Here is a 16,039-nt window from a genome sequence, read left to right as displayed (position 1 = left end):
AACCTTCCGACCCAGCAGATTTAGTCGGCCATATTCTCCGCAAGCCAGTGCTCCAGCCAGTGGATGTTATAATCACCGCTTTGGACGTCACTTTCTTGCAGCAGCGCGTGGAACAAGGGAACCGTCGTGTCGATTCCGTCCACGATCAACTCTCCCAATGCGCGTTCCAGACGGGCCAGTGCTTCGGGTCGGTCGCGGCCCTGCACGATCAGTTTGGCGATCAGTGAGTCGTAGTAGGGCGGGATCGTGTACCCGTCATACAACGCTGAATCCATCCGCACACCCAGACCGCCCGGCGCATGGTAGGCCGAGATTTTTCCGGGGCAGGGTGAGAAGTTTGGCAATTTCTCGGCGTTGATCCGAACCTCGATGGCGTGACCATTGATTTTCAGATCTTCCTGACCGAATGACATTGGCTGACCAGCGGCAACGCGGATTTGTTCGCGCACCAGATCTACGCCAAAGATGCCCTCAGTGACCGGGTGCTCGACCTGTAGGCGGGTGTTCATCTCGATGAAATAGAAGTCGCCATTTTCGTACAGAAATTCGATCGTACCTGCACCGATATAGTTGATCTTGGCAACCGCATCGGCACAGACCTTACCGATCCTTGCGCGTTCTTCGGGGGTGATGCAGGGGCCGGGTGCCTCTTCGAATACCTTTTGGTGGCGGCGCTGCAGGGAACAGTCGCGCTCGCCCAGATGAACCGCTTGGCCCTTGCCATCGCCAAAGACCTGAATCTCGATGTGGCGCGGCGTGGTCAGGTATTTCTCAATATATACCTCGTCATTTCCAAAGGCGGCTTTGCCTTCGGCGCGCGCGGTCATAAAGGCGCTTTCCATCTCATCCGCACTCATCGCGACTTTCATGCCGCGTCCGCCGCCACCGGCGGTGGCCTTGATGATTACAGGATAGCCGAATTCTTCACCGATCCGCTTGGCTGCGGCCAGATCCGGCACGCCACCATCTGAACCAGGCACACAGGGAACGCCCAAGGCCTTCATCGTGTCCTTGGCGGTGATCTTGTCACCCATCACGCGGATATGCTCAGCGGTGGGTCCAATGAAGGTGATGTCGTGATCTTCGACGATCTGCACAAACTCGGCATTTTCAGACAAAAAGCCGTAGCCTGGGTGGATCGCCTGAGCGCCAGTGATCTCGCAGGCTGAGATGATCGCAGGCACCGACAGATAGCTTTGTGGGCTGGGCGGGGGGCCGATACAGACCGATTCGTCCGCCATGCGCACATGCATCGCGTCGCTGTCTGCGGTTGAATGGACGGCGACTGTCTTAATCCCCATCTCGCGTGCGGCGCGGATGACGCGCAGGGCGATCTCGCCTCGGTTGGCAATCAGGATCTTGTCGAACATGGGGCCGCCTTACTCAACAATGACCAGAGGAGTGCCGAATTCCACAGCATCGCCATCACCCACCAAAATACGCTTGATAGTGCCGGATTTAGGCGCGTGGATGTGGTTCATGGTTTTCATCGCTTCGACGATCAGCAGCGTGTCGCCTTCGGAAACACTGGCACCGACGGAGATGAAGGACGGCGCACCCGGCTCGGGCTGCATGTACACGGTGCCGACCATGGGCGAAGTCACAGCGCCCGGATGGCTGGCTGGATCGTCACTTGCTGCGGGTGCTTCAGCTGCTGCAGGTGCGGCTGCCGGGGCTGCGGCTGGCGCGGCCGCCGGGACCGCAACCTGGACCGGAGCGGCGACGGGTGACATGCGGCTAACGCGTACGTTCAAGCTGTCATCTTCGCCATAATCACGCTTTACCTGCAACTCGGTCAGGTCGTTTTCCCGCAGCAGTTCGGCCAGTGCCTTGATAAACGCCACATCCGCTTCGTGTTTGGTATCTGTCATGAGTGTCCTCGACGGTTCCCCTTTGGCCCGTCTGTTTCGCGCGGGCTTTGGTCTGATTACGCAGCGTTATAAGCTAAGCGTACGGCCATGAAAAGCACAGTCTCGGCCTGTCAGATGGGGGTTTTGCTGAAGATTACCAGTGGTAAACAGCGTTACAGCGGCATTCCGGAGAGTTTCGCAACCAGTTCAGGCAGTTTACGTGCCCCGAATTTTTCAAGCAGCCGCGCACGGTAGGCTTCGATTGTACGATAGCTCAGGTTCAGTTCCGCACCGATTTCCTTGGCCGACAAGCCCTTGCAGGACAGAATGGCTACCTCGCGCTCACGGCTGGTTAGCTCGACCAAAGGGCGTTCCTCGGAAATATCCGAAAAACTCCAGATGCCATGGCGGAATGGATCTTCAGGCGTTAGCGAGCGTCCGCGCGCGCGGCACCAGAATAAGTCGCTATCCCGGCGACGCATGACCCTCTCATCCGTGTAATATCCGGTGTCGCGCATGATTTGCAGGCTACGTGCGCCGATACGTTCCCAATCTGCGACAGAAGGGTAGAGATGTAGCAGGGGCATGTTGCGGTAATCGGCCTCTTCACCGCCGAAAGTGCGTGCGAACTGCAGATTGCACCGGCGGATCACGCGGTTCTCCAACTCGACCAATCCGATCGGCGCATATTCAAAGGCTGGGTCGCTCATATGTCCATGGTGCAGGTGTTTTTCCGAAAATAGAAGGGGAAGGCCTGTGATTTTCGAAATATGCAAATGGGTTACACCGTGGTCCGGGTGTTTGGAACTGCGGGATGCGTTTGTGAAGAAAGTAAATTGCTCAAGAAAATTAATTGCTAAAGACTTATATTTAAATAATAGTTTTGAAAATGCTTCTGAGGTTGACCAAAGGAGCCAGCGGAAAAAGAGGAAAATTTTGCGGGACACGTTAACAGGCAGCCGTATTCGCGAAAGGCGGCAGATCGCAGGATTGCGTCAGGCCCAGCTTGCACGGCAGGTTGGAATCTCGGCATCCTATCTGAACCTGATCGAGCATAACCGCCGCAGGATCGGAGGAAAGCTGCTGGTGGATATCGCTGCGGCCCTGACCGTTGAGCCTTCGGTGCTAACCCAGGGGATCGAGGCGACGCTGATTTCTGCGCTGCGCGAGGCTGCGGCAGATGCTGTTGGCCAGAAAGCCGAAGTGGACGGGCTTGAGGAGTTCGCAAGTAGGTTTCCAGGGTGGGCGGGCGTTTTGGCGCAAATGCACAGCCGAGTGGTGTCGTTAGAGCGAACGATTGAAACCCTGTCGGATCGTTTGACGCACGATCCGCATCTGGCAGCATCCATGCACGAGGTCCTTTCGACAGCCGCCGCGATTCGTTCCACCGCTGCCATTCTTGCTGAAACGCAAGAGATTGAACCCGAGTGGCAAGACCGATTCCACCGGAACCTGCACCAGGATGCCGAACGGCTGGCCGATAGCTCCAAATCGCTGGTGGCCTATCTGGATGATTCCGAGGGGGCCGAGGATCGTCGCGGCGTCCCTCTGGAAGATGTCGAAGCATTTTTTGACAGGCATGATCACCATTTCCCGGAAATCGAAACCGGAGGGGGAAGCGCGGATGTTAATCTGAATGAGATTGATTCCTCTGCCGCGCGAAAAGTGGCGCGGGATATTCTGGACGTCTACGAATCCGACGCTCGGCTTTTGCCTCTGGATGCGCTCAAAGGGGCTTTGGATCGGGGAGTTACAGATCCTTTGCTTTTGGCAACAGAGTATTCAGTCGACATCGCCACCGTGCTGAGGCGGCTGGCCGCCTTGCCCAAAGGGTATTTGTCGCGCCCGACCGGGCTGGTGATATGCGATGCCTCAGGCAGCATTTTGTTCAGCAAATCGGTGCCCGGTTTTGCCATGCCCAGGTTCGGCGAGGCGTGTCCTCTGTGGCCGCTGTTTCAGGCGCTGAACCGGCCGCTGGTTCCGATCCGAAAACGGATCGTTCAGTTGGGGCGAACGGCCGCGGAATTCGATTGTTATGCCTATGCCTGGCCGCAATCCATTTCCGGCTATGATGATGCGCCGGTTTATCGTTCTGTCATGCTGGTTCGATCCGTCGAAGAAAGCCCTCAGGGCAGTCAGGCGGTTGCCCATGTTGGCCCAAGTTGCCGGGTCTGCCCCAATAAGGACTGTGAATCGCGCCGAGAGCCCTCGATTCTGAGCGAAGGTTTTTGACAGTTTCGTGACACTGCGCATAAGCTGTTTCGGACAGGTTGACAGTGGTGCAGCCCGTCTCGGGGAGGAATGAAATATATGAGCCGAAAGGTTCTGTTGATCGAGGATGAGCCGAACATTGCTGAAGCCATTCGGTTTTTGCTGACCCGCGAGGGATGGCAGGTTGAAACGCATGCTGAAGGGACGGATGCGCTGCTGGTGATTCAGGGCGCGAAGCCCGATCTTGTGATTCTGGATGTGATGCTGCCGGGCAAAAGCGGGATGGAGATTTTGCGCGACTTGCGCGAACTCGAAGAACTGCGAAATCTTCCGGTTCTGATGCTAACGGCTCGTGGCCAATCGAAAGATCGTGAGATGGCCGAGAATGCAGGGGTCAGCCGGTTCATGACAAAGCCGTTTTCCAATGCAGAAGTTCTGACCGCCGTCCGCGATTTGCACGCGCAGGCCTCGCGGTCATGAGCATGCAGGACGACCGCCAACCATCTGGTGCGCGGCCGTCGCTGTTTCTTGAGCGCCAAAGTTACCGCCGACGCAGGCTAACCGACGCCGCCCGTTTATTGCCCATATTGGGGGGCGCGCTGATTGCGATTCCGTTGCTGTGGCCGCGTGGGGGCGATGCAGCGGACGGAGTGCCGCTGTCTTCTGCGATTCTCTATATCTTCACATGCTGGGCGGTTTTGATCGTTGTCAGCGTTCTCTTTGGGTTCGCCGCAAGACGCATATCAACCGGCGATGATTCCGAGCCAGGCCAAGACTGATGGCAACGCTGAACGTGCTGATCCTGGTTTGTTTAGGCTATGTGGTGCTGTTGTTCAGCGTCGCATTTGCCGCCGACAGAATGGCCGCGGCGGGCAGGGGGGCGTGGCTGCGATCTCCGTTGATCTACACGCTGTCGCTGTCGATCTATTGTACCGCCTGGACCTTTTATGGCGCGGTAGGGAACGCCGCCCGGTCGGGGCTGGAGTTCGTAACGATCTATCTGGGACCCACGTTGGTCATGATCTGTTGGTGGTGGGGATTGCGCAAGCTGGTTCGAGTTGGCCGCAGCCAGAGGGTGACCTCAATCGCTGACCTGATTTCGTCTCGCTATGGCAAGTCGAACACTCTGGCGATTTGCGTCACAATTCTGGCCGTGTTGGGCGGAACGCCCTATATTGCGCTGCAACTTCAATCCATTACGCTGTCATTCTCAATCTTTGCCGAGGCCGACCCAAGCGGTCTTTACCGCGAAGGGTCCAGTGTGTTCTGGGTTGCGGCGGGGCTGGCGGTGTTCGCCATTCTGTTCGGTACCCGCAATCTGGATGCCAACGAACGCCATCATGGCGTTGTCACGGCCATCGCATTGGAATCTGTCGTTAAACTTTTTGCGCTGCTGGCCGTGGGCATTTTCGTTGTCTGGGGTATAGCCGGAGGAGTCGGTCCGATGATGGACCGCATCGATGCCTCTGAGATCGGGCAGTGGAATGTGAATGCCGGACGCTGGACCACGTTTATATTTCTATCGGCTGCGGCCTTTGTGTGTCTGCCGAGGATGTTTCAGGTGATGGTGGTCGAGAACGCCGATGAAGGGCATCTGAGGACAGCCGCATGGGCCTTCCCCCTGTATCTGCTGTTGATGAGCCTCTTTGTCGTGCCTATCGCGGTCGTAGGATTGGACCTTTTGCCCGAAGGATCGAATCCGGATCTGTTCGTGCTGACGGTGCCCCTGTCGCAGGGCAATGAATGGCTGGCGATGCTGTCCTTTATTGGCGGCTTTTCATCCGCCACATCGATGGTGATTGTCACGGCAATGGCCCTATCGACCATGGTGTCAAATCACGTCGTGATGCCGATCTGGTTTAGCCAGCAGGAGGGCGCTGGCGCCGTATCCGGTGATGTCCGCAATGTGGTTTTGCTGTCCCGGCGGATTTCAATCGCCGTGATCATGGTGCTTGGGTTCTCGTATTACCGCATTTCCGGCGGCGGGGCCGCGCTGGCCTCGATTGGTCTGGTGGCCTTTGCCGGGATTTCCCAGATTTTGCCTTCGCTGGTTGGCGGGCTGTTCTGGCGCGGGGCGACGCGAACAGGCGCTTTGGTCGGGCTGACGGTCGGGTTCTTGTTGTGGATCTACACGCTGTTGTTGCCCGGCATGGGCAGCGCGATTATGTCGGATAGTGTCCTGCAGAACGGACCGTTCGGATGGGGCTGGCTGCGCCCGCAGGCCTTGTTCGGGATCGACGGAATGGACCCGATGGTGCACGCTGTGTTGTGGTCGCTGTCGCTGAACACGCTGGCATTTTGTGCGGCCTCTTTGCTGAGCTTCCCAAGCCCGCTTGAACGGTTGCAGGGCGCGCAATTCGTCAACGTATTCGACCATTCGGTCGCGCTGCGCGGTTGGACCGGATCGGTGGCACAAAGCGAAGACCTGATGATCATGACCCAGCGCATTTTGGGCGCAGGTCCGGCGCAAGAGTTCTTTCAGGCACAGGCCGAACAGCAGGGTGGGCGGTCCAGCCTGCCCGAACCTACGCCAGGGTTTTTGGAGCGGTTGGAACGTGAACTCAGCGGCTCGGTCGGGGCGGCGACAGCGCATGCGATGATCGGGCAGATTGTTGGTGGTTCCTCCGTTTCGGTCGAGGATTTGCTCGCTGTGGCTGACGAATCCGCGCAGATGTTGGAATACTCCAGCCAACTGGAAGCGAAATCCGCTGAACTCAGCCGTACGGCGCGTCAGTTGCGTGAGGCGAACACCAAGCTGACGCAAATTTCCGAACAGAAGGACGGGTTCCTCAGCCAAGTCAGCCACGAATTGCGAACCCCCATGACCTCGATCCGAGCATTTTCCGAGATCATGCGGGATACCGAAGGTCTGACCAGCGAAGAAAGAACGCGTTACGCTGCCATCATCCATGACGAGGCGCTTCGGTTGACACGGCTGCTGGATGACTTGCTGGACCTGAGCGTTCTGGAAAGTGGGCGAGTCAATTTGAACAAGAGCGGTGACACCCTGCGGTCGGTTTTGGATCGTGCTGTGTCCAGTGCCTTGGCTGGAACCAGCCAGAAACTAACCGTCCGGCGGTCGAAAACCTCCGAACGCGTTCTCCTGCATACGGATTTGGACCGTCTGGGGCAGGTGTTTATCAACCTGATTTCGAACGCTCAGAAATATTGTGATGCCAAAGAACCGGTTCTGACCATTTCCGCGCATGATGTCGGGGGGCAGGTCGTCATTGATTTTGCTGATAACGGCACTGGCATTCCTCCAGATGCCCGGCAGATGGTTTTTGAGAAATTTGCCCGCGTCGGAGGCGACAAGGCAGGTGGTGCGGGGCTGGGATTAGCGATCTGCCGTGAGATTATGCAAAGACTGGGGGGCGATATCAGCTACTTGCCCGGCCATGGTGGGGCTGCGTTCCGGGTCAGGCTGCCACAGGCCTACCGACAGGCTGCGCAGTGACGGCTGTATAAACAGGTTGGTAACTATCGCCGGGTTAGACCTGAAAGAGAATGCAGGAACAATCAGCGGTTTTAGGCATGACGCAATCTGTCAGCGCGGCTCTGGCGCGCAAGCTTTCGATCAGTCAGGAGGAAAAGGGTGACAAGCCTCGCTCGATCCTCCGTGCGCTGCGTCTGGCTTTTGCGCGCGCGGCAGAAGATCGTTTGCAGATGCCGTTGTCGGTTATTGGCGCCAAACAATCCTGTCGGCCACCAGGTGGGCTGACACAGTCTTTGGATGAGGATTGGATATTGCTGCTCTTTTCAGGCTCTGACAGCAGCTTGTCTGCGATCTGCATGGATATAGGGTTAGTGTCGGCTGTCGTGCAGGCTCAGACAATAGGCGAGGTGATGCCCGGAGCGCCTTCTGCGCGGGGGTTCACCGATACGGACGCGGCCATGGTGTCCCCTTGGATCGAAGAGGGGCTGTCTCGCGCGGCATCACTTGTCGAAACGGCGAGTGACCGCATGTGCCTGATCGGTTTTGAATATGCTTCGCGCCTTGCAGATCTGCGAACTTTGACCCTGGCGATGATGGAAGAGGAATACCGAGTTTTTGAACTGACAGTCGAACTTGGCGGTGGGCTGAGACAAGGTCAGCTTTCAGTACTGTTGCCCATCCGACCGGCTGAAACGGCCGAGACGGAGGTGATTCATGATGAGCCAGAGGGCAGGCTTGATCAGGCATCGGGCGTGTTGAGGGCAGATTTGAATACGGTGGTCTGCCGGATGCCCTTGTCTCTGGCGACGCTTACAGAACTGGCGGTGGGGGATGTGTTGCCATTGATCGGGGCGCGGCTGGATCGTACCGAGATTGTGGCGATCGACCGCAGCCGGGCCGCGATCGGACGACTCGGCCAATGCGGAGGGCTGCGTGCGGTGCGCCTGAACGAAACCTACCAAACTCAGACATTTTCCCAGCCCGAAGCAAATGAGTTCCTTGAGGCGAGTTCAGCCAGTATACACGAAGAGGGGCCAACCGAACACGGGCAGGAAATAATGCCATTTTCCCCCGGCGCGCTGGGCCAAGAGGGGACAGAATTGAACCTCGAGAATTCGGAACACATGGTTGCCGAGATATCTCAACTGGCTGGTTTATCTGGGGATGAAAGCGCGCTGAAAGGCAGTTAGCAGACGGCTCAAGTCACTGATCTGCGTATTTCTTCCAAGGTTGGACGTAGGTTGTCCAACGCATAGCCTGCCTTGGTCGTCGCCTGAAGGATGTCTTCGGTGCTCATGCTTTCGCACTGCCCCAATGCCCAGATCACAGAACAACGCGTGCCCGATGCACAATATGCGAGTACCGGACCGGCACAGGATTCTGCCAGGTCACGTTGCAAGGAGACGTTTTCGGGCGTCATGGTCTGATGCGTCAGCTCTAGCACTTCGTATTCCAACCCGGCAGCACGCACGGCCTGTCCGATAGCATCTGACTGGAGATCCTCGGGAACTTCGCTGTTCGGCCGGTTGCAGATCACTTTGACAAAGCCTGCCTCGACAATAGTGGGAACATCCTCGACCGAAATTTGCGGCGAGACGGCATAGCGGGGGGTTATCGGTCGAATCTCCATGGCTACTGCTTAGGTCGCGTTTACGGTTCTGTCCAGTTTTGCACCTACGGCAGGAGCGGCATACATCCCTGCGAGCATGGAAATCAGAAACACAACGCCTCCGGTTCCGCCATACGTAAGAGACGCGATGGCTGGACCGGGACACAGTCCCGCTAATCCCCATCCCATGCCAAACATGACCGATCCGATGATAAGGCGGCGATCCAGTTCATGCTGCACCATTGTCGGGAAATTCCCACCCGACAGCGGTTTGCGATCTGGAACCAGCCTCCATGCGATCATCATGGGCACAATGGCTCCCCCCATCACAAATGCGAGTGTCGGATCCCAGTTGCCGAAAATATCCAGCCACCCCTGCACCTTGGTTGTGTCAGTCATGCCGGAAATCAACAGGCCTGCTCCGAACAAAGAGCCCGAAAGAAGCGATATCAGATTGCGCATCAGATCAACCCCCAGACATGGCGAAACAAGGCCAGCGTCACTGCCCCGGCCGCAATGTAAAGGATCGTTGCCACGATCCCGCGCACCGAAAACCGGGAAATGCCGCACACCCCATGTCCAGAGGTGCATCCGTTGGCAATTCGTGTCCCGATACCGACAAGCAGCCCAGCCCCGATCACAACCGTCAAATTCGAGGTCAGGTTTGTCTGCGGCCCCGGCGACAAAAACAGGCTTAGCATCAACGGCGTCCCAATCATCCCAGCGAGGAAATACAGCCGCTCGGCCGAGCGGTCAGAGCGATCGACAAGCCCTCCCAGGATACCGCTCGCCCCCATTACACGACCGTTTCCAAGCAGGTAAACTGCTGCGCCAAGACCAATCAACAGGCCGCCTACCAGTCCCCATATCCATTCTGAATACACTGATTTGTTCCCCCAAGAAGTTCGGCTCTAGCCGTCTAAAGTTTGTTCACTGGTAGTTTCAGGAACACGTCGCCATTCTCATCCTCAGGCGGCATCTGACCCGCCCGCATATTGACTTGTAAAGAGGGCAGGATCAGCCGCGGCATGGCCAAAGTGGCATCGCGGGCGTCGCGCATTTCAACGAATTCCTCGATAGGTCGACCTTGCCCGATATGCACGTTCAAGGCTTTTTGCTCTTCAACAGTTGTTTCCCACGCAAACTCGTCCCGCCCAGGAGCTTTGTAGTCATGCCCGACAAAGATGCGTGTCGCATCCGGCAGTGAAAGGATCCTCTGGATCGAGTTGTACAAATCTCCGGACGATCCACCGGGAAAGTCGCATCGCGCGGTGCCAAAATCCGGCATGAACAGTGTGTCTCCGACAAATGCCGCGTCGCCGATGACATAGGTCATGCAGGCGGGCGTATGGCCGGGGGTGTGCAAGACGTCACCTCTCATTTGACCGACATGAAATCCGTCGCCGTCGCGGAACAAGGCGTCGAACTGGCTACCATCGCGCTGAAACTCGGTACCCTCGTTGAAAATTTTCCCGAAAGTTTCCTGGATGGCGACGATTTGATCACCGATGCCAATCTTGCCTCCGAGTTTCTGCTGCAAATAGGGGGCTGCTGAAAGGTGGTCGGCATGGACATGGCTTTCCAGAATCCATTCGGTTCGCAACGAATTGGATTGGACATATCTGATGATCTCATCCGCAGATCGCGTATTGGTCCGGCCGGATGCGTGATCGAAATCCAGAACACTATCTATGATCGCGCAGGCATCGCCTTCAGGATCCTGAACCAGATAAGACACCGTGAATGTCTCGGCGTCAAAAAATGCTTTCACTTTGGGCGTCATGGTTTCCTCCGCCGGTTAGGTCTTAGTCATATATTAATAACGGAATGTGAAGCAATCAACATTTGGTGATTTGATGCCGGTCAAGGCAGAAGCGGCAAAGTTGGGCTAAAATTCTGGCATCCTGCGAAAGCGCGCCGATATTAGGGGGCGGTCGCGCGAATATTCGCGCGATAGAATAACAGAGTGATGTAAGTCTTAAAACCGTTACTAAATTATAGGTAACTGATGACATTTGGGAGGATGGATATGCCGAGAATCGATTTGTATTCCGAAGCCGAACAACTTGAGAAAAAACTGAAGGGCGCCAGTGTTGATACCCGCCTTGCCCTTCAGCCCAGTGTCACAAAGGTCATCGAGAAGATGCGTCTGCAGGGTGTTGAGGTTCCTGCGCGCCTGCGCCGTCTGGATGCGGCCCTGTGCGAGGACGTTATGGAAGCGCGTTTCGACAATCTGCCGGTTTGATGGCCGCAGTCAACCGAACGAGATTCCAAGTATAACCAGCATAAGACCTATCACCGACAAAAAGAGCGCGCCCATGTTCCAGGGCAGCACCCGTTGAACAACGGCGCGCAGTTCATCGTCAGACAGGCCGGATTTGCGGGCTTTCATGACATGCAGAATGCACCAAACCAGCCCAGCCAGGCCGATAAGTGACAGGGCGGCACCGCCCCAGGTGATGAATTCGAACATCGTTTTCCATTTTTCAGCGTCTGACATGAGCGCTTAACTGATCGCGCTGGCCCGCACAAGCGAGACTGGTTTTTTGCATGCTTGCGGCTTGGCTCGCACCGATGTATCCCGCTTGTTGCCCACCTTTTCAGCATGACAAACCAGCCTCCGGGAGAGACTTAGATGGAAGAGAATACCGAAGATCAGGCCGCCGCGAATTACCGTGTAACCGCGGGTGAGTTGCGCCAGTTCATCGAACGGATCGAGCGTCTGGATGCGGAAAAGAAAGATTTGGCGGAGCAACAAAAAGAAGTGATGGCCGAGGCAAAAGCGCGGGGCTACGACACCAAGGTCATGCGGAAAGTGATCGCATTGCGCAAACGTGACAAAGACGACATCGCCGAGGAAGAGGCGGTGTTGGAAATGTACAAGGAAGCGTTGGGAATGTAACGGCTGCTTTCCCGCTATAGACTCAAGGTTTTAGAACCTGCACTCCGGGCATGGACTCAAGTCGGTCCATGTCCTGCGCATATAATTCTGCAAACGCGTCGACGATTTCCATACTCCAATCTGGCAGATCAAGCTCTTCTGTTGTGAGCTCGGTTTTGGCGTGTTCCTCCAAAACCGTGGCAAGGTCGTCACGCAAATGTTCGTCCTGTTCCAGGCTTTGATCAATCAATGCCAGACCTTTGGATTTGCCTGAATCGTCTAGAAGTGACAGCAGTAAATCAAACTCATCAACCAGCGTGTTGTCCGAGGGAAGGGCCGCGATTGCACGGACTATATCTCCCCAGATCAGTGGTGCGTCCTCGTTGCTCCAGAGTGTGATTTTGACATTGGGCGCAAGATCCCTGATGTCCTCGACCATGCTGATCCAGCTGAGGCAGCTGATATCGGTATTTCGCATTTTGTCGAGGCGACTCTGTTCAGGTAGCGACATCAAAGCTTTGGGAATAAATCTGCCAGGGCTTAAAAAACCCATACAAAGCTCAATTTCGTGGTCAGGAAAGGACTTTTCAAGCAACTCCATTCGGCGTCCCGCATTTGGGTATAGCTGCCCGTCGTCCAGTGCATTTCCAACATCGCCTGCAAAGCTGGCGCATGAGTAAATCAAACGATCGACCTTCGGAGCTGATCGCAACCCATCCCGGAGCATTTCCATTGCGGCACCGATTTCATCCTGGTTTTCAATGGCAGCAAAGGCGGGTTCGAAAATTTGTCGATATCGGCGCGGGCCAAATACGGATGCACCATTTTGATGCAACGCGCCGGTGTTGCGTTGAAGGGACCGCAATACGAGACCTTCATCGGTGAACGCAGCACCTGCGTGGATTGCAACCTGCATATTCGGTTTTTACCCTCGCGTTCGTGCACATTATCTGCTGGGTTACAGGCTGTACTCCGCACAGTCAAACCAGGCGGAGTAAAATCTCTGGGCCAGACCCAGTGCCATGAATACAGAAAATCGTTAAGCGGCGGCAAAATTCTGTCTTGAAGTCCGTAACAAGAGGCATTAATCGACACCAAGTGCCCCTATAGCTCAGCTGGTAGAGCAACTGATTTGTAATCAGTAGGTCCGCGGTTCGAGTCCGTGTGGGGGCACCATTTCACTCTAAGATTCTTTCTATTTCTTGATTTTCCAAAAGTCAGAATGATTGGGACAGCGCAGGCGAATTGCGTAACGAAGAGTTTTTCCGAGGACTTTTTCTGATGACCTGCGTAAATGGGGTGGTGGTCAAAGGCGGCGATTGAATTTCCGCAAGTTGCATCGGCGAAACGCATTGTGTTCATAGCCTTATGGCCTTACTGGTGCTTTCAGCCTAAAAACTGGCCCAACGCGCTGTGCGGGCGTGATGGAATGGTAGACATATCAGACTTAAAATCTGAAGGGCGTATGCCCGTGTGGGTTCGAGTCCCACCGCCCGCACCACCTCTGATGCCCTGATTGATTTTCAAGTCTCGATGCAGCAGAACCTCTCCCGGTTTGCTTTGGTTCGGGTTCGGCGGGAATTGAATACCGGGATTGGTTCAGCGCAAAAATCGGTGTCCTGCAATAAATGTCCAATATCTATCCAGCCTAAGGTGAAGGCCTGTCAGGCTACACCTTCCAGTTCCTGCATGTTAGCATCCCGTAAATTTCTTCAGGAGACACCATATGCCGTTGACCGTAAAACAAATGATGGAAGCTGCGAACTCCACCGTCGAGCGAATCCAGAGAGCCAAAGCGGTCGAGATCCTGGAGCGAGGTGGCCTGCTTCTGGACATCCGCGATGCAGCGGAATTGCAGCAGACAGGGCGTGCTTCGGGGTCACATCATATCCCGCGCGGTATGTTGGAATTTCGGGCCGATGACACTCTGCAATCACATGATCCAGAGCTTCGCAAAGATCGTCCAATTGTCTTGTATTGTGCCTCGGGTGGCCGCGCTGCCCTTGCGGGAAAACTGTTGCAGGACATGGGGTATGAGCAGGTCTATAACCTGGGTGGCTTGGTCGATTGGGTGAATGGCGGGGGCGAAGTCGCCTAGCCAATAGGAAACGCCAGAACCCGAGCTGTGATCGTTCGAAAGGTCAGGTCAGGCGTTGAGGAACGTCCTGACGGCGGCCTCGAACTCACGCGGTTTTTCCGCATGCAACCAATGTCCTGCACCAGGTATTTTTGCAAAACGTGCCGAAGGGAACATTCCGCGGATCACAGAGCGATGTTCAGGCAGCACATAGTCGGACTCCCCCCCGGACAAAAACAGTGTTTGACCACCCCAGGATGCGTCTATTTCAGGAAAGCCCATGATCTTGGGCATTTCAGAGGCCAAAGTATCCAGGTTCAAAAGCCAACGCTGTCCGTTGATGTCGAGTGACTGCGTGAAAAAGCTCTGAAGGGCTTTTTCGACTCCGTTGTCGGCCAGTTGTTGTTCAGCGTCCGAGCGACGCTCGACCCGGGAAAGGTCCACCGCGCGCATCGCTTCAATAAACTGAATCTGACTATGGCTATAGGCCACCGGGGCGATGTCTGCCACCACCAGTTTGCGCAGCTTTGCGCTGTGCAGCAGGGCTAAAGTCATGGATGCCTTGCCGCCCATCGAATGTCCGACGACATCTGCCTGTCCGCCGAACTGGTCGATAACTTCGGCCAGATCATTTGCTAGATCGGAATACCCATGGTCATGCGTCCACATGCTGTTTGCGTGGTTGCGCATATCAACCGCCACAACTTGCCGCTCGTCAGATAGCCGGCGGGCGATGACCCCCCAGTTCCGGGCCGAGCCATATAGGCCATGGGCGATCAGCAAAGGGGGCTTGTCGGTAGGTTCACCATGTATGATCGTGTTCAGCATATAGCCGTGATACCCGCCGCAATCTGAAACGGCCAGCCCCATTGTGGCTCCTATTCCACATGGGTAAACTGTCAGCTCAGGAGGCCGCAGCATGCCGCAAGACACAGATATACAAACCCAAATTGCGCAGACCATACAGCTGTTGCGTGACAAGTTGGGTGTGCGCGACAAAACGCTGACCGCCTCGGTCAAAAAGGCCAAAAGGCAACTGCCGCGCCGGATATACAAACAGGCAATGGTCCTGGCTCAAGCAGAGCAGATGGCGGCCCATCCAAAACTGCGACTTGTGCTGGACAATCCAAAACTGATCCAGGCCTCGGAAGAGGTTCAAAAACATCTGGGGGGTATCAATTTGGCGGATCGGAGGATGGGATGGTTTCTGGGAATGATGGGCGGGCTGACTTTTAACCTGTTGGCCTTTTCTGCTTTGTTGCTGATCTTCATGTTGTGGCAGGGGCTTATCTGACCACAAAAAAAACGGCGCCGGATTGGCGCCGTTTTGTTCTTGGATGACTGAATTCTTACAAGTTTGGATAGATTGGGAATCTGGCGCAGAGGTTTGCGACTTCGGCTTTGATTTTGGCCTCGACCTCACCGTTACCGTCCTCGCCATTTGCGGCCAGACCGTCGACCACTTCGATGATCCAGTCGGCGATCTGGCGGAACTCGGCCTCGCCGAAGCCGCGGGTGGTGCCTGCGGGGCTGCCAAGGCGGATGCCGCTGGTCACCATCGGTTTTTCGGGATCGAACGGGACACCGTTCTTGTTGCAGGTGATATGCGCCCGGCCCAGTGCCTTTTCAGTCGCGTTGCCTTTGACGCCTTTAGGGCGCAGGTCCACCAGAACCACGTGGGTATCGGTGCCGTGGGTGACTGTGTCCAGCCCACCTTTGATCAACTGGTCCGACAGGGCCTGCGCGTTGGTGACCACCTGGGCGATGTAGTCCTTGAACTCGGGTCGCAGTGCTTCGCCAAAGGCCACGGCCTTGGCCGCGATGACATGCATCAGCGGGCCACCCTGAATGCCAGGGAAGATGGCCGAGTTCACTTTCTTGGCGATCGCCTCGTCATTGGTCAGGATCATGCCGCCCCGCGGACCGCGCAGGGTTTTATGCGTGGTGGTAGTAGCCACATGCGCATGCGGGAAGG

The 16,039-nt window shown here is 56.0% G+C and carries 20 protein-coding genes and 2 tRNA genes; 11 read left to right on the top strand and 11 right to left on the bottom strand.

Annotated features, from left to right (window positions below; translation table 11 throughout):
* Window positions 1–20: 20 nt before the first annotated feature.
* The 3 genes from accC to AC2FIZ_RS13840 all read right to left on the bottom strand — a co-directional run bounded on the left by accC (window position 21) and on the right by AC2FIZ_RS13840 (window position 2,560).
* Window positions 21–1,370: an acetyl-CoA carboxylase biotin carboxylase subunit gene (gene accC, locus AC2FIZ_RS13850; protein WP_496791202.1), complete on the bottom strand. Its 1,350-nt coding sequence runs from the start codon at window positions 1,368–1,370 to the stop codon at window positions 21–23.
* A 9-nt stretch (window positions 1,371–1,379) separates the two neighbouring features.
* On the bottom strand, window positions 1,380–1,871 hold the full coding sequence (accB, locus tag AC2FIZ_RS13845) for an acetyl-CoA carboxylase biotin carboxyl carrier protein (RefSeq protein ID WP_281995796.1): 492 nt from the start codon (window positions 1,869–1,871) through the stop codon (window positions 1,380–1,382).
* A 152-nt stretch (window positions 1,872–2,023) separates the two neighbouring features.
* The gene (locus tag AC2FIZ_RS13840) at window positions 2,024–2,560 is read right to left on the bottom strand and encodes a helix-turn-helix domain-containing protein (protein WP_142638135.1); all 537 of its coding nucleotides are present in this window, start codon (window positions 2,558–2,560) and stop codon (window positions 2,024–2,026) included.
* 223 nt (window positions 2,561–2,783) lie between these two features.
* Here AC2FIZ_RS13840 and AC2FIZ_RS13835 point away from each other — a divergent pair, with 223 nt between their 5' ends.
* The 5 genes from AC2FIZ_RS13835 to AC2FIZ_RS13815 all read left to right on the top strand — a co-directional run bounded on the left by AC2FIZ_RS13835 (window position 2,784) and on the right by AC2FIZ_RS13815 (window position 8,687).
* Window positions 2,784–4,082 carry a helix-turn-helix domain-containing protein gene (locus AC2FIZ_RS13835; protein ID WP_281995802.1) on the top strand — a complete coding sequence of 433 codons (1,299 nt, stop codon included), beginning with the start codon at window positions 2,784–2,786 and terminating at the stop codon, window positions 4,080–4,082.
* Between the two features lie 78 nt (window positions 4,083–4,160).
* Window positions 4,161–4,541: a response regulator transcription factor gene (locus AC2FIZ_RS13830; RefSeq protein WP_142638139.1), complete on the top strand. Its 381-nt coding sequence runs from the start codon at window positions 4,161–4,163 to the stop codon at window positions 4,539–4,541.
* On the top strand, window positions 4,538–4,840 hold the full coding sequence (locus tag AC2FIZ_RS13825) for a hypothetical protein (RefSeq protein WP_282027767.1): 303 nt from the start codon (window positions 4,538–4,540) through the stop codon (window positions 4,838–4,840). The genes AC2FIZ_RS13830 and AC2FIZ_RS13825 overlap by 4 nt, the downstream gene beginning before the upstream one ends.
* Window positions 4,840–7,518: an ATP-binding protein gene (locus tag AC2FIZ_RS13820; RefSeq protein WP_496791200.1), complete on the top strand. Its 2,679-nt coding sequence runs from the start codon at window positions 4,840–4,842 to the stop codon at window positions 7,516–7,518. The genes AC2FIZ_RS13825 and AC2FIZ_RS13820 overlap by 1 nt, the downstream gene beginning before the upstream one ends.
* Window positions 7,519–7,595: 77 nt before the next feature.
* A complete protein-coding gene (locus AC2FIZ_RS13815; protein WP_496791198.1) occupies window positions 7,596–8,687 on the top strand; it encodes a FliM/FliN family flagellar motor C-terminal domain-containing protein in 1,092 nt (363 codons plus the stop codon).
* 8 nt (window positions 8,688–8,695) lie between these two features.
* Here AC2FIZ_RS13815 and AC2FIZ_RS13810 read toward each other — a convergent pair whose 3' ends face one another.
* The 4 genes from AC2FIZ_RS13810 to AC2FIZ_RS13795 are packed head-to-tail and all read right to left on the bottom strand — an operon-like array spanning window position 8,696 to window position 10,889.
* Window positions 8,696–9,127 (bottom strand): protein tyrosine phosphatase family protein, encoded by a 432-nt coding sequence (locus tag AC2FIZ_RS13810; protein ID WP_142638147.1) that lies wholly within the window; start codon window positions 9,125–9,127, stop codon window positions 8,696–8,698.
* Between the two features lie 9 nt (window positions 9,128–9,136).
* The gene (locus tag AC2FIZ_RS13805) at window positions 9,137–9,568 is read right to left on the bottom strand and encodes a DUF6691 family protein (RefSeq protein WP_142638149.1); all 432 of its coding nucleotides are present in this window, start codon (window positions 9,566–9,568) and stop codon (window positions 9,137–9,139) included.
* Window positions 9,568–9,990 (bottom strand): YeeE/YedE family protein, encoded by a 423-nt coding sequence (locus tag AC2FIZ_RS13800; RefSeq protein ID WP_142638151.1) that lies wholly within the window; start codon window positions 9,988–9,990, stop codon window positions 9,568–9,570. Before AC2FIZ_RS13800 ends, AC2FIZ_RS13805 begins: the two co-directional genes overlap by 1 nt.
* Before the next feature lie 35 nt (window positions 9,991–10,025).
* Window positions 10,026–10,889 carry an MBL fold metallo-hydrolase gene (locus AC2FIZ_RS13795; RefSeq protein WP_281995798.1) on the bottom strand — a complete coding sequence of 288 codons (864 nt, stop codon included), beginning with the start codon at window positions 10,887–10,889 and terminating at the stop codon, window positions 10,026–10,028.
* Between the two features lie 246 nt (window positions 10,890–11,135).
* On the opposite strand from AC2FIZ_RS13795, the gene AC2FIZ_RS13790 reads away from it, so the two are divergent.
* A complete protein-coding gene (locus AC2FIZ_RS13790; protein ID WP_142638155.1) occupies window positions 11,136–11,351 on the top strand; it encodes a hypothetical protein in 216 nt (71 codons plus the stop codon).
* Window positions 11,352–11,360: 9 nt separating this feature from the next.
* Here the strand turns inward: AC2FIZ_RS13790 and AC2FIZ_RS13785 are convergent, their stop codons facing one another.
* Window positions 11,361–11,579, bottom strand: coding sequence for a carboxymuconolactone decarboxylase family protein (locus tag AC2FIZ_RS13785; protein WP_142638212.1), 219 nt, complete (start codon window positions 11,577–11,579; stop codon window positions 11,361–11,363).
* A 162-nt stretch (window positions 11,580–11,741) separates the two neighbouring features.
* Between AC2FIZ_RS13785 and AC2FIZ_RS13780 the strand changes: the two genes are divergently transcribed.
* On the top strand, window positions 11,742–12,008 hold the full coding sequence (locus tag AC2FIZ_RS13780) for a DUF2312 domain-containing protein (protein ID WP_142638157.1): 267 nt from the start codon (window positions 11,742–11,744) through the stop codon (window positions 12,006–12,008).
* Between the two features lie 22 nt (window positions 12,009–12,030).
* On the opposite strand, the gene AC2FIZ_RS13775 is transcribed toward AC2FIZ_RS13780, so the two are convergent.
* The gene (locus AC2FIZ_RS13775; protein ID WP_281995799.1) at window positions 12,031–12,588 is read right to left on the bottom strand and encodes a hypothetical protein; all 558 of its coding nucleotides are present in this window, start codon (window positions 12,586–12,588) and stop codon (window positions 12,031–12,033) included.
* Window positions 12,589–13,087: 499 nt separating this feature from the next.
* Here AC2FIZ_RS13775 and AC2FIZ_RS13770 point away from each other — a divergent pair.
* The 3 genes from AC2FIZ_RS13770 to AC2FIZ_RS13760 all read left to right on the top strand — a co-directional run bounded on the left by AC2FIZ_RS13770 (window position 13,088) and on the right by AC2FIZ_RS13760 (window position 14,085).
* Window positions 13,088–13,163, top strand: a tRNA-Thr gene (locus AC2FIZ_RS13770).
* 239 nt (window positions 13,164–13,402) lie between these two features.
* Window positions 13,403–13,488: transfer RNA gene (locus tag AC2FIZ_RS13765), tRNA-Leu, on the top strand.
* Window positions 13,489–13,713: 225 nt separating this feature from the next.
* Entirely contained in the window at window positions 13,714–14,085 is a 372-nt protein-coding gene (locus tag AC2FIZ_RS13760; protein WP_142638196.1) for a rhodanese-like domain-containing protein, read from the top strand.
* Window positions 14,086–14,133: 48 nt separating this feature from the next.
* Here AC2FIZ_RS13760 and AC2FIZ_RS13755 read toward each other — a convergent pair whose 3' ends face one another.
* Window positions 14,134–14,934: an alpha/beta fold hydrolase gene (locus tag AC2FIZ_RS13755; RefSeq protein ID WP_399171133.1), complete on the bottom strand. Its 801-nt coding sequence runs from the start codon at window positions 14,932–14,934 to the stop codon at window positions 14,134–14,136.
* A 49-nt stretch (window positions 14,935–14,983) separates the two neighbouring features.
* On the opposite strand from AC2FIZ_RS13755, the gene AC2FIZ_RS13750 reads away from it, so the two are divergent.
* Window positions 14,984–15,358 carry a hypothetical protein gene (locus AC2FIZ_RS13750; RefSeq protein ID WP_281995800.1) on the top strand — a complete coding sequence of 125 codons (375 nt, stop codon included), beginning with the start codon at window positions 14,984–14,986 and terminating at the stop codon, window positions 15,356–15,358.
* Between the two features lie 55 nt (window positions 15,359–15,413).
* Here AC2FIZ_RS13750 and AC2FIZ_RS13745 read toward each other — a convergent pair.
* On the bottom strand, window positions 15,414–16,039 hold a 626-nt coding region (locus AC2FIZ_RS13745; RefSeq protein WP_496791195.1), incomplete at its 5' end, for a PLP-dependent aminotransferase family protein.

It is taken from the genome of Ruegeria sp. CDSB022 (genome assembly GCF_059611145.1).
The sequence above is the reverse complement of the archived record's forward strand: the minus strand, read 5'-3'. Positions and strand labels throughout refer to the sequence as shown.